General features: G+C 69.1%; 16 protein-coding genes and 1 tRNA gene. 9 read left to right on the plus strand and 8 right to left on the minus strand.

What is annotated here, in order from left to right:
• From KBX34_RS09145 to KBX34_RS09165, 5 genes are all read left to right on the plus strand, one after another.
• A partial coding sequence (locus KBX34_RS09145) for an ABC transporter ATP-binding protein (protein ID WP_210924422.1) occupies positions 1-530 on the plus strand: 530 nt, incomplete at its 5' end.
• Entirely contained in the window at positions 527-1,465 is a 939-nt protein-coding gene (locus KBX34_RS09150; protein WP_210924424.1) for a dihydrodipicolinate synthase family protein, read from the plus strand. The genes KBX34_RS09145 and KBX34_RS09150, both read left to right, overlap by 4 nt.
• A 2-nt stretch (positions 1,466-1,467) precedes the next feature.
• Entirely contained in the window at positions 1,468-2,415 is a 948-nt protein-coding gene (locus KBX34_RS09155) for an ROK family protein (RefSeq protein ID WP_088946965.1), read from the plus strand.
• Positions 2,412-3,122 carry an N-acetylmannosamine-6-phosphate 2-epimerase gene (locus KBX34_RS09160; protein ID WP_210924426.1) on the plus strand — a complete coding sequence of 237 codons (711 nt, stop codon included), beginning with the start codon at positions 2,412-2,414 and terminating at the stop codon, positions 3,120-3,122. The genes KBX34_RS09155 and KBX34_RS09160 overlap by 4 nt, the downstream gene beginning before the upstream one ends.
• The gene (locus tag KBX34_RS09165; RefSeq protein WP_210924428.1) at positions 3,113-4,078 is read left to right on the plus strand and encodes an acetylxylan esterase; all 966 of its coding nucleotides are present in this window, start codon (positions 3,113-3,115) and stop codon (positions 4,076-4,078) included. The genes KBX34_RS09160 and KBX34_RS09165 overlap by 10 nt, the downstream gene beginning before the upstream one ends.
• Positions 4,079-4,099: 21 nt before the next feature.
• Here the strand turns inward: KBX34_RS09165 and KBX34_RS09170 are convergent, their stop codons facing one another.
• A complete protein-coding gene (locus KBX34_RS09170) occupies positions 4,100-4,555 on the minus strand; it encodes an Rrf2 family transcriptional regulator (protein ID WP_030333674.1) in 456 nt (151 codons plus the stop codon).
• A gap of 7 nt (positions 4,556-4,562) precedes the next feature.
• Complete coding sequence (locus KBX34_RS09175) at positions 4,563-5,543, minus strand: AraC family transcriptional regulator (RefSeq protein WP_210924431.1); 981 nt, start codon at positions 5,541-5,543, stop codon at positions 4,563-4,565.
• A 204-nt stretch (positions 5,544-5,747) separates the two neighbouring features.
• Between KBX34_RS09175 and KBX34_RS09180 the strand changes: the two genes are divergently transcribed.
• Positions 5,748-6,524: a glucose 1-dehydrogenase gene (locus tag KBX34_RS09180; protein ID WP_099857187.1), complete on the plus strand. Its 777-nt coding sequence runs from the start codon at positions 5,748-5,750 to the stop codon at positions 6,522-6,524.
• 117 nt (positions 6,525-6,641) lie between these two features.
• Here KBX34_RS09180 and KBX34_RS09185 read toward each other — a convergent pair whose 3' ends face one another.
• Positions 6,642-7,073 carry an SsgA family sporulation/cell division regulator gene (locus tag KBX34_RS09185; RefSeq protein WP_007457244.1) on the minus strand — a complete coding sequence of 144 codons (432 nt, stop codon included), beginning with the start codon at positions 7,071-7,073 and terminating at the stop codon, positions 6,642-6,644.
• 273 nt (positions 7,074-7,346) lie between these two features.
• Here KBX34_RS09185 and KBX34_RS09190 point away from each other — a divergent pair, with 273 nt between their 5' ends.
• A complete protein-coding gene (locus KBX34_RS09190; RefSeq protein ID WP_247667739.1) occupies positions 7,347-7,964 on the plus strand; it encodes a TIGR02611 family protein in 618 nt (205 codons plus the stop codon).
• A 50-nt stretch (positions 7,965-8,014) separates the two neighbouring features.
• Positions 8,015-8,086 (plus strand) — tRNA-Val (locus tag KBX34_RS09195).
• 575 nt (positions 8,087-8,661) lie between these two features.
• On the opposite strand, the gene KBX34_RS09200 is transcribed toward KBX34_RS09195, so the two are convergent.
• The gene (locus KBX34_RS09200; protein ID WP_210793311.1) at positions 8,662-8,907 is read right to left on the minus strand and encodes a glyoxalase superfamily protein; all 246 of its coding nucleotides are present in this window, start codon (positions 8,905-8,907) and stop codon (positions 8,662-8,664) included.
• Between the two features lie 204 nt (positions 8,908-9,111).
• Entirely contained in the window at positions 9,112-10,209 is a 1,098-nt protein-coding gene (locus KBX34_RS09205) for a hypothetical protein (RefSeq protein ID WP_210793312.1), read from the minus strand.
• 1,964 nt (positions 10,210-12,173) lie between these two features.
• Between KBX34_RS09205 and KBX34_RS09210 the strand changes: the two genes are divergently transcribed.
• The gene (locus KBX34_RS09210) at positions 12,174-13,211 is read left to right on the plus strand and encodes a PQQ-binding-like beta-propeller repeat protein (protein WP_210924432.1); all 1,038 of its coding nucleotides are present in this window, start codon (positions 12,174-12,176) and stop codon (positions 13,209-13,211) included.
• A gap of 90 nt (positions 13,212-13,301) precedes the next feature.
• On the opposite strand, the gene KBX34_RS09215 is transcribed toward KBX34_RS09210, so the two are convergent.
• The 3 genes from KBX34_RS09215 to KBX34_RS09225 form a co-directional block, all read right to left on the minus strand.
• Positions 13,302-13,649 carry a hypothetical protein gene (locus KBX34_RS09215; protein ID WP_210924433.1) on the minus strand — a complete coding sequence of 116 codons (348 nt, stop codon included), beginning with the start codon at positions 13,647-13,649 and terminating at the stop codon, positions 13,302-13,304.
• Positions 13,650-13,761: 112 nt separating this feature from the next.
• Positions 13,762-14,172 (minus strand): hypothetical protein, encoded by a 411-nt coding sequence (locus KBX34_RS09220; protein WP_210924436.1) that lies wholly within the window; start codon positions 14,170-14,172, stop codon positions 13,762-13,764.
• Between the two features lie 130 nt (positions 14,173-14,302).
• Positions 14,303-15,160 carry an META domain-containing protein gene (locus KBX34_RS09225; protein ID WP_210793316.1) on the minus strand — a complete coding sequence of 286 codons (858 nt, stop codon included), beginning with the start codon at positions 15,158-15,160 and terminating at the stop codon, positions 14,303-14,305.
• Positions 15,161-15,270: the final 110 nt, after the last annotated feature.

Raw genomic sequence — 15,270 nt, forward strand, 5'->3', positions numbered from 1 at the left:
TCATCGCCGACGAGCCCACCAGCGCCCTCGACGTGTCGGTGCGGGCGCAGATCCTCAACCTGCTCCTGGACCTCAAGGAGCGGCTGAACCTGGCCATGGTCTTCGTCTCGCACGACATCCAGACGGTCAAACGGATCAGTGACCGCGTGGTCACCATGTACCTCGGCCGGATCGTGGAGCAGACACCCGCCGCCGGGCTTCCCGAGGTCGCGCAGCACCCGTACACGCGGGCGCTCTTCTCGGCCACGCCGGGTCTGCTCTCGCCCCTGGATCCCATCCCGCTCGTCGGCCCCGTCCCGCTCGCCACGAAGCCGCCGACCGGATGCCCGTTTCGCACCCGGTGCTGGAAGGCGACCGACGGCTGCGCCATCGAGATGCCCCCGGTCCGGTCGGGCGACGGCGGCGCCGGCTCCCACGAGTTCCGGTGTTACCACCCCGTACCCGCTGGATCCAGCAACACGGAGCTGGTCGAGCTCGCCAGAGCAGCGACCGGCCGCACCACCCCCCTACATCTCGAGGAGACAGCGTGACCACCCCTGCCCCGCGGTTCGCCGGAGTCGTGCCGCCGGTCGTCACCCCTTTGACCGAGGAGGGTGCGGTCGACGTCGCCTCCCTGGAGCGGCTCATCGAGCGGATGCTCAGCGCAGGCGTCGACGGCATCTTCGCCCTCGGCAGCTCCGGCGAGACCGTCTTCCTCACCGACAGCCAGCGGGACCAGGCTCTCGAGGTCGTCGTGAAGACCGTCGCGGGCGCCGTACCGGTCATCGCCGGCTGCATCGAGCCCACCACGCGCCGGGTCCTCGACCGGGCCGACGCGTCGACGCGCCTGGGCGTCGACGGCCTGGTGGCCACTGCACCCTTCTACGCCATCGTCGGCCCGTACGAGGTCGAGCGTCACTTCCGGTCGCTCGCCGCGTCGGTCGAGCTTCCCCTGCTGGCGTACGACATCCCCGTCTGCGTGCACACCAAGCTCTCCCCGGGTCTGCTGAGCCAGCTGGCGGTGGAAGGCGTCCTCGCGGGCGTCAAGGACTCCAGCGGCGACGACGTCGCCTTCCGTCAGCTGGTGCTGGCGATCACGGAACGCGCGCCAGACGCCGGGTTCAGCCTGTTGACCGGGCACGAGGTGGTGGTCGACGCGATGATGCTCGCGGGCGCCTCCGGCTCGGTCCCCGGCCTGGCCAACGTGGACCCGGCGGGCTACGTGCGACTGCACCGGGCTTGCGTGAACGGCGACTGGGACACCGCCCGCGTGGAGCAGGACCGACTGACCCGGTTGTTCCGGATCGTCGACGCGGCCGACCCGGCGACGGCGGCGGGGGCGACCCGGGGCGTGGGCGCGTTCAAGACCGCCCTGGCCCTGCTCGGCGTCATCGACAGCAACAACGTGTCACTTCCGATGCGGCCGCTCGACGCCGACGAAGCGGCGCGGGTTCGTGCCCAGCTGGAACTGGCGGGGCTGCTCTAGCCATGTCCAAGGTGCGCAAGCCCCCGGTCGTCGACGAGGCGGTAGCCGCGCTCGACATCGGGGGCACCAAGACGGCTGCCGCCCTCGTCACGAGGCAGGGCGAGGTCGTCCACCGGGCCACGGCCCCCACCCCTGGTCGGGCCGGGGCGACCGCCATCCTCGACACCGCGGCCGATCTCGTCGATCGGTTGCGGGCGAGGGCGACGGGGACACGCGTCCGTGCCGTCGGAGTCGGTAGTGCCGGAGTGATCGACCACCGAACGGGCCTGGTGCTCTCGGCCACCGACGCCCTGGCCGGTTGGGCCGGCACGGATCTGCGACGACGACTGCGCGAGCTGCTGGACCTGCCCGTCGCGGTGATCAACGACGTGCACGCGCACGCCCTCGGCGAGACGCGCCACGGGGTGGCCGCCGGCCACCAGACGACGCTCTTTCTCGCGGTCGGCACCGGCATCGGTGCCTCGTTCGTCGTTGACGGCACCGTGCTGGCCGGCGCCCACTCCGCGGCCGGGCACGCAGGCCACCAGCCGTCGCCGTACGCCGGGCAGTTGCCCTGCACCTGCGGCGGGCAGGGACACCTGGAGGCGATCGCGTCCGGGCCCGGCCTCGCCCAGGAGTACGCGCGGCGTACCGGCCAACCGGTCGACGACCTGCGGTCGGTGGCCGCGCGCGCAGCGGACGGCGACGCGACGGCCCGGGAGGTGGTCCTGCTGGGCGGGGCTGCCGTGGGCTCGGCTGTCGGCGGACTGGTCAACATGCTCGATCCCGCTGCCGTCGTCATCGGCGGCGGGGTCGCCGGCCTCGGTGACCTTTGGTGGCAGGCACTTCGGGACGCCGTGCGGCGGGAGACGTTGCCCAGCCTGGTCGACGTGCCCGTGCTGGCCTCGACCCTCGGATCGGACGCCCCACTGCTCGGCGCCGCGTCACTCGCCTGGGAGGGCACCGAATGAACAAGCTGATCGCGCATCTCCGTCACCGCCTCGTCGTCTCCTGCCAGGCGTACCCCGGTGAGCCGATGCGCACCCCGGACACGATGCGCCGGGTCGCCCTCGCCGCCGCCAAGGGCGGTGCCGCCGGCATTCGCGCCCAGGGTGTGGCGGACATCGCGGCCATCCGGGAGGCCGTCGACCTCCCGCTCATCGGGCTGTGGAAGGACGGCGACGACGACGTCTTCATCACCCCCACGCTGGAGCACGCGCTGGCCGTGGCACGGGCGGGCGCGCACGTCGTCGCGCTCGACGGCACCGCGCGGCCCCGGCCCGACGGCCGAACCCTCGCTGACACCATCGCCGCCGTCCACGAACTGACCGGGGCTCTGGTGATGGCCGACTGCTCCACCCTCGGCGAGGGCATCGCCGCCGCGGCGGCGGGAGCCGACCTGGTCGGCACCACCCTTTCCGGCTACACCGCGTACACCAGCAAGCAGCCCGGCCCTGACCTGGACCTGGTTGCTCAGCTCGCCACCGCGATCGACGTGCCGGTGATCGCGGAGGGTCGGATCCACACCCCGGCCCAGGCGGCGCAGGCGCTGCGGGCCGGGGCGTGGGCGGTGGTGGTGGGCACCGCGATCACCCACCCCAGCACCATCACCGGCTGGTTCGCGTCGGCGATGGCGACCGCCAACCCTGCTGTCACGGAGGCCAAGCTGTGGCTTTGAGCGATCTCACTCTCGCCGAATGCTGGGCGTACCGACCCGATCTGGCTGTTCCGGAGGACCTGGACGCCTTCTGGGAGCGGACACTTCGCGTCGACGAACCGGTGGAGGCGACGTACGAGCCCGTCGACACCGGTCTCACCCAGATCCGCACCTGGTCGGTCACCGTCGCCGGCTACGGCGGCGAACCGGTGCACGGCTGGCTGCACCTGCCGACGAATGCCGCCGGGCCGTTGCCCTGCGTGGTCGAGTATCTCGGGTACGGCCGTGGTCGTGGCCTGCCGCACGAGAAACTGTTCTGGGCCTCGGCGGGCTTCGCGCACCTCATCATGGACACCCGGGGTCAGGGCTGGAGTGCCGCGCCCGGCGACACCGCCGACCCGCACCGCTATCCGGCGGGCACCGTTCCGGGTTTCCTCACCCGGGGGGTCACCAGCCCGGAGGACTTCTACTACCGCAGGCTGATCACCGACGCGGTCCGGTTCGCCCAGGCTGCCCGGGAGCATCCCGCCGTCGACCCCGACCGGGTCGTCGTCACGGGCATCAGCCAGGGCGGTGGCCTCACGCTGGCGGTGGCCGCGCTGTTCCCGGAGGTGGCGGCCGCCATGCCCGACGTGCCCTTCCTGTGTGACTTCCCGCGCGCCGTCCAGGTCGCCGGTCAGGGTCCCTACGGCGAGGTCGCCGAATATCTCGCGCTTCACCGGGGTCAGAGCAGCCAGGTTTTCCGTACGTTGTCGTACGTCGACGCCGCCGTGCTCGCACCCGGCGCGACAGCGCCCGCGCTGTTCTCCATCGCGATGATGGACCAGATCTGCCCGCCCTCGACCTGCTTCGCCGCCTACCACCGCTACGGCGGTGACAAGGAGGTGCGCGTGTACGAGTTCAACGACCACGAAGGTGGCGAGGCGCACCACCAGCTCGAACAGCTCGCCTGGCTGCACAAGCTCTTCGGCCGCTGAGGACAGGGCCGACGCCTGGCGTCAGCGCGGCTCCCAGGCGTCGGGCAACGCGGTGAGCTTGCGGACGTGGGCGGGCAGCCGACCGCTGACGATCTCGGCGAGGCTCACCTCGTCGACGACCCGCCGCACGGCGGCGCGCACCGCCACCCACAGGCCGGGCAGGTTTTCCGCCGAACCCTCGTACCGGGTCTCCTCGGGGCGCAGCCCGCGTACGCCGGCGAGCGGGCCCTCGACGGCCCGCAGCACCGCGCCGACGGTCACCTCGCGCGGCGGTCGGGCCAGCGTGTAGCCGCCCTCGGCGCCGCGCTGGGCGCGCACGATGCCGGCCCGGCGCAGATCCGCCAGGACCGCCTCCAGGAACTTGCGAGGCATGTCCTGCTCGGCGGCGATGGCCTGGGTGGACAGCAGCGAAGGGTACGCGGTGGCGAGGCTCAGCGCTGCCCGTACCGCGTAGTCGCCGCGCGCGGAGATCTGCACAGTGTCATCATGCCCGCCCGGTGCCGTTGGCCGGTGTGGTGGGCGACCCGGGTCGCGTGGTGTGAGAACCGTTGGCGGATCCGCCGGCGCGGAAACCGCCGCCGTTGGCGCCCGTCGGCTCGGTCGGCGGCCGGGGCCGGATCACCCGGGCGGCCGGTTGGTCGCGCGCGGCCCGGAACGCACCGGGGCTGACGCCGACCTCCCGGGTGAAGAAGCGACCGAAGTTCGTGGGCTCGGAGAAGCCGAGGTGCCGGCCGATCTGGGCGATCGGCTGGTCGGTCGCGGCGAGGAGTCGGCCGGCCTGCAACGCGACGCGCTCGTCGATGACCTGCTTGGCGCTGCGACCGGTGACGGCCAGGCAGGCCCGGGTCAGGGTCCGCACCGAGCAGCGGAGCTCGGCCGCGTAATCCTCCACCCGGCGGGTGTGCGCGTAGCTGTGCTCCACCTCCCGACAGAACCGGTGGAACGTCTCGTCCTCGGGGCGGGGCGTCGACCGGTCGGCACTGCCCAGGGCCAGCCGCAGCAGCAGTACGGCCAGTTGGTGGCGGAGCAGCGCGCGGGCGGCGACGGTGTCGGGGTGCCGCTGGCAGTCCACCACCAGTTGGCTCACCTCGGTGATCACCGCGTCCTCGTCCTCGCCGGCCAACTGCCGCCAGGTCACCGGTGTGTCCAGGTCGACGTCGAAGCCGCGCAGCGCCTCCGGGTCCCAGGCGACCACTGTCGCGTCGAACTGCGGACCGGAGCAGCGAAGCACCTGGCCGGCGCGGACCCGCAGCAGCGTGCCGGGCCGACAGGGCAACGGGTGGAAGTCGGGTTCGGCGTCGCCGTGCCCACGCGTGGTGAGGATCAGCAGCTCCCGCTCGACGATCACGGGCCGACGCCAGCGCGGGTCAGGGGAGAGGTCGGCCAACGCGAACGTGGCTATCTCGTCGGGGACGGGTGACGCCGTTCCGATCGGTGGCGCGGGGGAGGGACCGGTGGAGACCATCGCCTGCGACGGTAGCCCGAACCGCAGGTCACCGCATCCCGATCGACGCGCGCAGCGAAGTTGGCGCGTCGATGCGGGCTTGTCGCGATCGTCGTGGCCGGGCTACGTTACCCGGCGGTAGCGCCGTCCGGTCCGCGGTCCGCCCGGCGCACCGCCGGCCGCCTACCCGGTCGGCGGCCTCCGCCGACTCGCGATGGGATGGGCATGACGCAGCTGTTCTCGGTCGAAGGCAAGACGGTCCTGGTCACTGGTGGTTCGCGGGGGATCGGTCTGATGATCGCCCAGGGGTTCGTCCGGGCCGGCGCCCATGTGATCATCTCGTCCCGCAAGGCGGACGTCTGTGAGGCGGTCGCCAAGGAACTCTCCGCCGAGGGCCGCTGCGAGGCCATCCCCGCCGACCTGGGCGACGACAGCGGCGCCGAGGCGCTGGCCGCCGCCGTACGCGAGCGCTTCGGTCGCCTCGACGTGCTGGTCAACAACGCCGGCGCCACCTGGGGCGCGCCGCTGGAGGGCTACCCGGAGGCGGCGTTCGACAAGCTCTGGGCGGTCAACGTCAAGGCCGTCTTCCGGCTCACCACCGCGCTGCTGCCGGCGCTACGCGCCGCCGCCAGCGCCGACGACCCGGCCCGCGTGATCAACATCGGGTCGATCGACGGCATCCGGGTGCCGTGGATGGAGGTGTACGCGTACTCGGCCACGAAGGCCGCAGTGCACATGCTCACCCGCAGCCTGGCCCACCAACTGGCCAGCGAGCAGATCACCGTCAACGCAATCGCGCCCGGCCCGTTCGAGAGCAAGATGATGGCGTTCGCACTCGACGACCCGGAGAGCCGGGCCGCCATCGAGCAGCAGGTGCCGCTGGGCCGCATCGGCCGCCCCGAGGACATGGCCGGCACCGCCATCTACCTGTCGTCGCGCGCCGGCGCGTACCTCACCGGCGCGGTCATCCCCGTCGACGGCGGCATCACCACGCACGGCTGACACCGGCTGACCCGGGTCGGGCTGCCCGCGTACACCTTCGGGTGTGTGCCGGGGCCGCGCGGACTCGGCAGATCCGCGCGGCCCCGGTGTGGCCGGTGTTGCCCGTTCGGGCGGTGCTCAGCGACCGGCGAGCAGCCGGTTCACCGCCGTGTCGACGTCCAGGTGCTCGGCCTCACGGCCGCGCGGGACGACGACGTACGTCCGTCGAAGGAAACGCACCAGGACGCTGCGCGGCACCTCGAAGAGGGCGTTGCCGTCCGGTGACGAGAGGGCCAGCGCGACGAAGTCACCGCGCGGTGTGGCCCAGGGCCAGACCCGCACATCCCCGATGCCGGCTGGCTCGTCCAGGCCGGTGACCAGCAGTTCGCGGGCAAAGGACCAGCTCACCGCCTCGCCGCCGGCAGATTCGGCGTGGAACAGGACATGGACCGCATACGGGTCAGCAGGGTCGTAACGCAGACTGGCACGCACCGGCAAGGCGGTGGCGTCAGGTGCGACGAGCCTTAGCGACGTCTCGACCTCTACGGTCGTCGGTCGGATGACACTCATGGACGTTCTCCCCCCGGCACCGCTGCGGAACGCGCGTGTCCCGCTTTTCCCATACTCAGGTGCTACTCCTGGCTACGCTCCGCCATACGCTGACTTCACCCAGTGGTGGGAAGGGGGACGGAAAGGCCGCGTGAATACGAGGATTCGCGTAGAATTTCCGGTTCTGCCCAGTGCGTGATCCCGCCCGGCATCGGGTGGTTCAGTCGTCGACTTACTCCGGTAACGTCCAGTCGGCCGTTGCAGTGACGGGCCCGAGCGACACTGGGGGGTGAAATGGTGACGAAGAGATCCTCTATGGATCCGTCGGCGGCGCCCGGCCCGCCGAACGTCGCGGTCCGAGCAGCCGAAAAGCGGGGGTACGCAGTGCCGATGGAGCAGCCCGAACGGGCCGGTCGGCCGGCGTCCGGTGCCGATCATCCGAGCGGCCGAGGCGCGGACCGGTCAGCTGTTGGCCCCGGCGGTGGCAGCACCGCCGTGCAGGACCCGCCACGCCGCCCCCGCTGGCGGGAGCGGATCACGGTGACGCTCGATCTCATCCGGGCCAACCCCACCGGCCGGATCGCACTCAAGATCTTCATCGCGATCGCCGGGGCGCTCGTGGTGACCATCGGCATCGCTCTCATTCCCCTGCCCGGTCCAGGCTGGCTGCTGGTGATCGCCGGGCTGGGCATCTGGGCCGTCGAATACCACTGGGCGCGCCGGCTGCTCGGCTTCACCCGCCGACATGTCCACGGATGGACACAGTGGGTGACCCGACAATCACTGGCGGTGCGAATCGTGCTCGGCTCCGTCGGCCTCGTCTTCGTGGGCGCCGTGGTCTGGCTGTCCCTCAAGTACAGCCTCGGCATCGACGTGGTGGCCGAGGCGATGCACTACCTCGCGACGCACTGACCCCGGATTTCCGGTCCGGTTCCACGATCGGGTAGAGTCAGTGGCGCTGAGGGCGATTAGCTCAGTGGGAGAGCGCTTCGTTCACACCGAAGAGGTCGCTGGTTCGATACCAGCATCGCCCACCCTTGGTTTTTGCAGGTCAAAAGCCCGTTACCGGAGTCATCGGTAACGGGCTTCGCCGTATGCGCCGCTTACATTGGGAGCAGATTGGGAGCAGCGGCTCTAGTTGGGCAGTCCCGCGGGCGGCGACCGGGCAGTCCGATGCCCCGATCGTTCGACCGCATCCGTCCAGATGCAAGCTCCGGCAGCATCATGAGGCTCCGACAAAAGCCTGCCCCACAGTCAGACAATCTGCGGTGCCCTGGCCGCCCCGCTGGGCGCCGTGAAGATGGCCAGTGCCGCCATAGTCAGGGGGCGGCGGCCCAGCGAGCGACGAATTCCACCTTCGCCGGGTGCCGCGCCGATGTCGACGAAAGTGCGCCGGGTTAGCGTGTGCGCGACGACCAAGGCGATGCCGCCAGTAGCAGGCCGGCGTCTGTCCCCGGCAAGGCGTCAAGCGTCCATTGTCGCCCAGCGTCTGTCGCATGCCTCGCCATCGATGATGGTGACTCGGTAGATGCCGGTGGCCCCAGGGTTGGCAAGGCAGCGATCGGCGATCTGGGTGCCGGATTGGTTCGGAGGCATGGCGAGGCCTGAGTCAGATCGTGGAAGCGGCCACCGCCTCAACATCACCGACATGGAGGTACAGAAGTGTGTCGGGTCGGGCATCGTCTCGGTGCTCCGACAGGTAGAGCTGCATCGGCTCGCGTGAGACGCATACGAACAGCGGAAAGCTGGGCTCAAAGCGGTGCTCCCACTGCTTGGCGAAGCCGAGCCGCGCGTACCAGGTCGCCGAGGCTTCAGCGTCCGCAGTGTGCAGGATGGGCGTGATCTTTTCGTCCATGCAGGCATCCTTGCAGACCGAAAACCGTTCCCCGTGGGGCGAAGATGCGCGCACACTAGCCGCCGGCAGTGCGCGCTGCGAGGGTGTGAGGATGCGCTCGCCGAGACGTCGGCGGGTACGCGCTCGCCCCAGGGCGGCTGACCGCCGTTCAGGCACCCTTGCAGCAGACCAGCGCGTGCTGGCGCCTGTCGGTCGCCCCCGTCATCACTTCCACACGGTCGCGTGGTTGCCGCCCGGTGTGTTCGTCCACCCGGCCAGCATTCCCCGATTGTTGAGTGCCATCACGGCGGCCGCCGGATCGCCGGTGACCATCCGGCGGTTGCGCAACAGGAAGGCTCGTCGTGGGTCGCCTGCGGTGGTGCCAGCGATCCAGCCTCGTTCGTTGATGCGGGCGTCATACCCGGGAAACTCGGTGCGGACACCCTGGTACCAATGGAAGACCCGGGCCGCCCCATCCGCCGAGTTGCTCCACCCGACGACCTGACCATGGTCGTTGATCGCGAGTGCCCCGCTGATGCCGGACGGCGTGCCAAGGTCGATCATCCGGCCACGCTGCCAGAGGAATGCGTGCTGGACGCCGTCCGCCGTGGTGCTCGTCCCAACGATCTGCCCGCGTTCGTTGATGTCGGCTGGCACCGTCTCGTTGCCGCCGAGGGTTCCCAGGTCGGTCAGAGTGCCCCGCTGCCACAGGAACGCCCGTTGTCCGTTGGACGAGTAGTGCACGCCGATCACCTGGCTGTGGTTGTTGATGCCGGTGGCGCTGCGGTCGCCGACGCCTCCCAGATCGGTCAGGACGCCGCGCCGCCAAAGGAAGGCGCGGGTCAGGCCACCACGGATGAACGTCTGATTGTCACCGACGACTTCGCCCTTGTCGTTCACCGCCAACGCGGTGCCCGTACCTCGTTCGTCGAGCGTGCCCAAGTCCCGCGGCCGGCCCTGCCGCCACAGGCACGGGCGTGCCGCGTGGACCGCGGACTGACAGAATCCGACGACCTCGCCGCGCTCGTTGACGTCCCGCGGAAGGCTGCCGTTGCCGCCGGGCAGCGGACGCAGCACCGTGTGTTTCCCGGCCTGCCAGAGGAATCCGAGCGGCGGTTGGATCTCTCCGTTGACCGTGTTCGTCGCGGTGACGATCACTTCACCGTGGCTGTTGATGTCCGACGCAGAACTCGACATCCATCCCGCCGGGTGGATGTTGACCGCTGTCGGCCTCCTCGGCCCGGACGCCCACGCCGGCGCCGCCGTCAGCAGCGGAAACGCAATGAGCAGCGCGCAAACTAGCCGTCCGATCAGACGGGACATGGGTTCTCCCAACCACACCGCAGGAATGACTGAGGGTCCGGGGTCGATTCACCATTTCACCCGTACTCCGGCCAAGGCAAGACAGAGGGGGCATGCAACCAGTATCTGATAGACGACCCCGTCCACCTGGCGTGGCTAACCAGGATTCGGTTTCGGTTGACCACCGAATCCTTTGCCTTACGAAGCACCAAGATCACGTTCACTGATCTGCCGCTGAAAGGCGCGGTGATCGTGGGCATGCTGCCCCGATCGACCGATGCGGCTGCGGGAGCCAGCGCTAGCGCCAACCGCAGCACTGGGCCGGCAGCTCAGGAGTGGTCGGCGGTCCGGCGCGAGCCCGGTCTAGGGGGAGCAGGCTGGGAGCAGCGGGGTGCCCTGAACAGCTTTGAAGTGCGCCCAATGGCATCGAACGGCGTTCAATTGCACCCACCCCTGCCTGCGGCTCCACGTTCTCGCAGGTCAGAGTGGGTGTGGCGTCCTGTTTCACCGCGGAATGCTCTGCGGTTTTGCACAGCGGTCGACAACTCTCTATGTTGCCTGGCTGGGGAGTGTGCGCAGGTCAAGGCTTCACGGTGAGAGCCGTCTCGTCCTGCGTTGTGGTTCGTCCGGGCACCGAAACGTGGTCGTGCCGTCCCACAGAGAGCGCCATCATTGCTCCGTGACCAGTTTCCCTGCGCAGGCGCGCCGCGTCCGCGACAGCACGCTCTCGCCGCAGCGCAGGCTCTACGCATTGCGGGAGTGCGCTCTGCACTGTGCCCCGTACGGATTCCGCGCCACCTGGCACCACCTGGTCGTCGCCGCCCGGTATCCCACGCAGTCTCACCGACGATCTCGACGCGCTCGTGCGTGCCGCTGACGAACTGCAGCGGACACGCGACGTGGTCGTTCAGCGTGCGCAGGAGTACGCCGCTCTGCGGCGTCGAGAGAAGGCCACTGGCAGACGACTCCCACGGACGCCGCCACCTTGGAACTCGTGGGGCTGGTCCCGGATCGCCTACTGTCCCGACCCTGAGCACCACCCGACGGGACCTCTCGCCACGGTCGTCCAAGCGGTCCTCGATCGCCACGATGCCGGAATCAGCGTCGACAGGCACTGCCTGGCATGCGGCATCGAAAGGCGCCCGGGCCTCGCATGCCCGACCTGTGGCGTCCATCCGGACGGCCCCGCCGCACGTTGGCGTGCCTCCCCAGCCGAGGAACGCTGGACACGGGTTTGGCGCCGTGAGCTAGACGACCGGCCGACGCCGCTCGTCCCATGAGTTCGAGGTGCACGGATCTGTCGATAAGCGGATGTTCGCGGCGGCCGCGATGATCAAAGATGTTGGCCATGAGCCACGAGCACCACACCTTTCACAACCCTCCGTCGGCAACGCCCGCCGATGTGCGGAGGGCTCTCGACCGCAACGACATCGTCGGGGCTACGGATGCAATGGTCGGATGCGCGTTGTACGGCGACGGCGACTGGAAGGCGTCGCAGGAGCTCTACCTAACTCTGCTCGATCACCATGACCACCAGGTGCAGGCGCTTGCAGCCACTTGCCTCGGGCACCTCGCGAGGGTCTACGGTCAACTCGACGAAGATCGGGTAGTACCCGCACTCCGCCACGTGCGCGCCAGGCCTCACGTCAGGGGGACTGCCGGCAACGCTCTGGAGGACATTGAGGTCTTCTTGCATCCTCGGCGTGCGCGCTGGCGTGGGCGCCTGTGGCGACTTGTACGACCGTGGACCTGGTTCTAACGCAGTTCGGCGCAAAAAGTCTTCAGCAATCACGGACCCGGGTGCAGGCAGGACATTCAAGTTCACTGTTTGCCGCCGATCGGGTGTCACAGCTCGTCAGGAGCAGTCCGTGCAGCGAACACCAGGCCTTGCCGATGAGCGGGGGTCCCATCGACGATCTGCTCGCCAGGCGCTGGCGATAACGGCGTGCCGCTAGATCCTCGGGATCGTGCGCGACACTGGGCTCGTGGATCAACGGCTGAAGGTGCTGTGGTCGCGGCTTCTACACCTGCGTTCGAGCGCGGCGGCGTTGGCGGCGGAGTCCGGTGTCCTTGTTGTAGCGGAGCGGCACTCGCGTCTTGTTCGACTGGACCCGCAGAGCGGGGCGCCGTTATGGGAGCAGGAGGTTGAGGACTGCTGGGGCACTACCGTCGTCGCGGGGGACCGCTGTCTTTATCTGAGTCAGGCTGGTGTCCTGCATTGCTTCGACGTGCACAGCGGGCAGCGGAGGTGGTCGACACCGAAGCTGCGCCTGCGCCACTACATCAGTGTGAGTGGATCCATCGTTTTTCTGGGCGGGTGGCGCGGCTACCGTCCGCTGATACGGGTGGATCTGACCAACGGCGAGCTTCTTCCGGGCCAGTTCCCGGGACCGGCATCGGACAGCAGCTTGGCCTGGCCGCTGACCGTACGACTGGACCCGACGCCGGGCTGCACGGCCGACGCGGTCCTCATCGCGACTGCCAAACAGGCGGCACTGTTGCTGTTGGACGCTCGGACCGGCGTTGCGAGGGGTGAGTGGTCGCTGCCAGCGCCGGTGCACTTTCCCGATTCCGGCATCGCCTTCAGCGCCAGCGAAGACGGCCGTATCGTCTTTCTCAGCGGTAGGCGCACCGTCATGGCCCTGCATCCGGCCAGTGGCGGCATGGAGATCCTGTGGCGGCACGACCGTGACCTGCCATCGCTGCCCCTGCTCCTCACCGGTCGGACGCTGTGGCTGGCTGAAGACGCCGGGGTCACGATCATCGATCTCGACCGCAGTGCCCGTACCGAGGTGACGCACCTCCCGCCGGGTGCTACCAGTGAGGGTGTCCCCGTCTGCGGAGGTGCACTCTTCGCCCGCGCCGGTAACCAACTCATCATGGTGAACCGGGCCGGGGAAACCTTCGGTTGCGTGCGACTGCCGGCACGCATCGATCGGCTACTTGCCGACGGTCGATCCCTGGTACACGCCATCGGCAAAGGCCACCTCACCACGATCGACATCTCGACCACGCTGACGTGAGCACAGCTCCCGCTCGGCATCCGGATTTGCCGCCACCCGTGCCTGGCACCCTCCGAACCATCACCCCTCGTGGGTGCGCCCAGGGCGGCATCAGTCCGGATCCCCGCATCGGACACCGACGCTTTCTATCTCCCCGCTGCGAACCAGTTCTCGGATCGCTCTGGTCATGGCCGACACGCCCGGTTCCGGCACGATCAGCTGGTCAACGGCCCAGAAGTAACTGCCGTTCGCGACTTCGCCGGTCTTCTTCCAACTCGCAAGCAGGCGGCGGACCTCGTCGACGGTGAAGATCGTCAGGGCCCAACTGGAGCCGTCAGGAAGATCGACGAAGGCATCCACGTTGGCTAGAGGCTCGTCGGTGTCCGTGTGGGGATTGAGAAGGATCCGTGCCACGAAGGTCGGTTCCGTGATGGTCACGTACGGATCGGTGTTGCCCATGAACGCCCATCATGCCGCACCGAAGTCGAACGTCATCGAGGGATTGTGTGTGCAGTGCGGTGTAGGTCCGGCGGTGGTCGAGGCGGCTCCGGGATTCGGGCTTGTCAGGCCGTCAGGCAGGTGCCGAGGCGCTCCAGAGGCGAAGTGCCCGGTCGCGAAGCGGCTCGGAGAGTTCGCGCGAGTCCTTCATGTCGGCCAGTACGTCGCGCAGATCCCGGGTCGGCCAGCCGGCGTCCAACCAATCGAGTGCCAGTGTCGGCCAGTGCTTTCCCCATGCGGTGAGCGCGAACCGCACGAGGGCGGGAAGCGGCGTGTCGGCTAGCGACACGTCAGCCAACTCCGCACTGACGTCGCTCGGGGTGTGCTCCAGCAGTGGCAACAGCCACACCGGCCGGTCGGCGGCCGGGTAGACCAACTCGTCGGCAGCGCCATGGATTAGCCAAGTGCCGACACCATCCCGCACGAGGAGCAGGCCGTTGCTGATCCTTAACGTCAGATAGGGACCATCGCCGGCGGAGCTCATACCCAACACCCTGGTATGCCTTGGTATGGCGCGGCATCCGAGAAGACGGTCGGTTGTCACCGTCCTCGTCGGCGTTCTCCCGGGTGTCGATGCCGAAGTCGATGAGTCAGAAGCTGTTACTTGACGGCGTTCAGTTCGTGGGGGAGAGCCGGCCTGTCTCGTGGCCGTGGGCGTTGAGAAGCACGAGAACATTGCCGTCGAGACCGGCTCGTCTGGCCGTTGTGAGCCATTGGTCGATCGGTACGTTGTCGGCGCAGAACGCCAGCGTGGTTGGTCTTGCGGTGGCGAGCAGGGTGCCGCCGGCAGAGGTAACCCATCGGCCGGTCTGGTCGTTGCAGCCGTCGGATGCGTGCCACTCACCGTCTGTGGTGAACTCCAGGTAGGCCCCCTTGTGTCCGCTCTTGGGCGTCCAACGGCCCATCGGCTGGTGCTGGTCTGCGGGTACGAGCGTCGCCGGTAGTTCGACGGCTGGCGCCAGGGCCCGTCGAGCCTCGTCGGTGACCACCGGCGGTTCCAGCACGGATTCGGCCTTGTCGGGTTCGGGAGTCGGTGTCGCGCCGGGGATCAGCTGGACGACCACTTGCCCACGTCCGTCGAGAAGTACTGGCATACCCGCGCCGTCGAACTGGTAGGCGGTCACGCTCCGCAGCCACCCGGGTGTCTCTTGACTAGCCTTGGCGCAGCCAGGCGTGCCTTCGACGACGGCCGTGGAAGCCGACCAGATGTCGGCGAGGAAGACACCTTCATCGTTGGCCCGCCATGATCCGCCCAGGGTGCCGCAGCGGCTGCCGATCAAGTGCAGGTCACTGTCTGCGAGGCGCAGGATCTTGCCCGCGCCGGGGTCAGCAACGTCAACGAGCGTCCAGGAGCCGATCAGCATCTCCGGCGCTAAGGGCACCACAGCCCTCGTGGTGTCCGTGACCGGCGTTCTTGGGTCTGCTGCCTCCGGGTGGCCCTGCCTCGCGCATCCGCTGAACAGCACACCCATCACCACCATCGTCGCCAGGTGGCCCTGATGCGCCTTGCGGCATCTCATCCCTTGGTCTCCCAGCTCATCCATGCACCGTCGGGCCGGGACCGGGCGCACTCGGCTTGCGA

This window comes from Micromonospora sp. M61, from assembly GCF_018070245.1.
In the GTDB taxonomy this organism is placed as follows: Bacteria; Actinomycetota; Actinomycetes; order Mycobacteriales; family Micromonosporaceae; genus Micromonospora; species Micromonospora zamorensis.

Excerpts from the sequence above, each read along its gene's own strand:
- KBX34_RS09185 (WP_007457244.1), bottom strand. The coding sequence starts at position 7,073 with ATGAGTGTCATCCGACCGACGACCGTAGAGGTCGAGACGTCGCTAAGG.
- KBX34_RS09200 (WP_210793311.1), bottom strand. The coding sequence starts at position 8,907 with ATGGACGAAAAGATCACGCCCATCCTGCACACTGCGGACGCTGAAGCC.
- KBX34_RS09175 (WP_210924431.1), bottom strand. The coding sequence starts at position 5,543 with ATGGTCTCCACCGGTCCCTCCCCCGCGCCACCGATCGGAACGGCGTCA.
- KBX34_RS09160 (WP_210924426.1), top strand. The coding sequence starts at position 2,412 with ATGAACAAGCTGATCGCGCATCTCCGTCACCGCCTCGTCGTCTCCTGC.
- KBX34_RS09155 (WP_088946965.1), top strand. The coding sequence starts at position 1,468 with ATGTCCAAGGTGCGCAAGCCCCCGGTCGTCGACGAGGCGGTAGCCGCG.
- KBX34_RS09225 (WP_210793316.1), bottom strand. The coding sequence starts at position 15,160 with ATGGGTGTGCTGTTCAGCGGATGCGCGAGGCAGGGCCACCCGGAGGCA.
- KBX34_RS09205 (WP_210793312.1), bottom strand. The coding sequence starts at position 10,209 with ATGTCCCGTCTGATCGGACGGCTAGTTTGCGCGCTGCTCATTGCGTTT.
- KBX34_RS09190 (WP_247667739.1), top strand. The coding sequence starts at position 7,347 with ATGGTGACGAAGAGATCCTCTATGGATCCGTCGGCGGCGCCCGGCCCG.
- KBX34_RS09220 (WP_210924436.1), bottom strand. The coding sequence starts at position 14,172 with ATGAGCTCCGCCGGCGATGGTCCCTATCTGACGTTAAGGATCAGCAAC.
- KBX34_RS09180 (WP_099857187.1), top strand. The coding sequence starts at position 5,748 with ATGACGCAGCTGTTCTCGGTCGAAGGCAAGACGGTCCTGGTCACTGGT.
- KBX34_RS09215 (WP_210924433.1), bottom strand. The coding sequence starts at position 13,649 with ATGGGCAACACCGATCCGTACGTGACCATCACGGAACCGACCTTCGTG.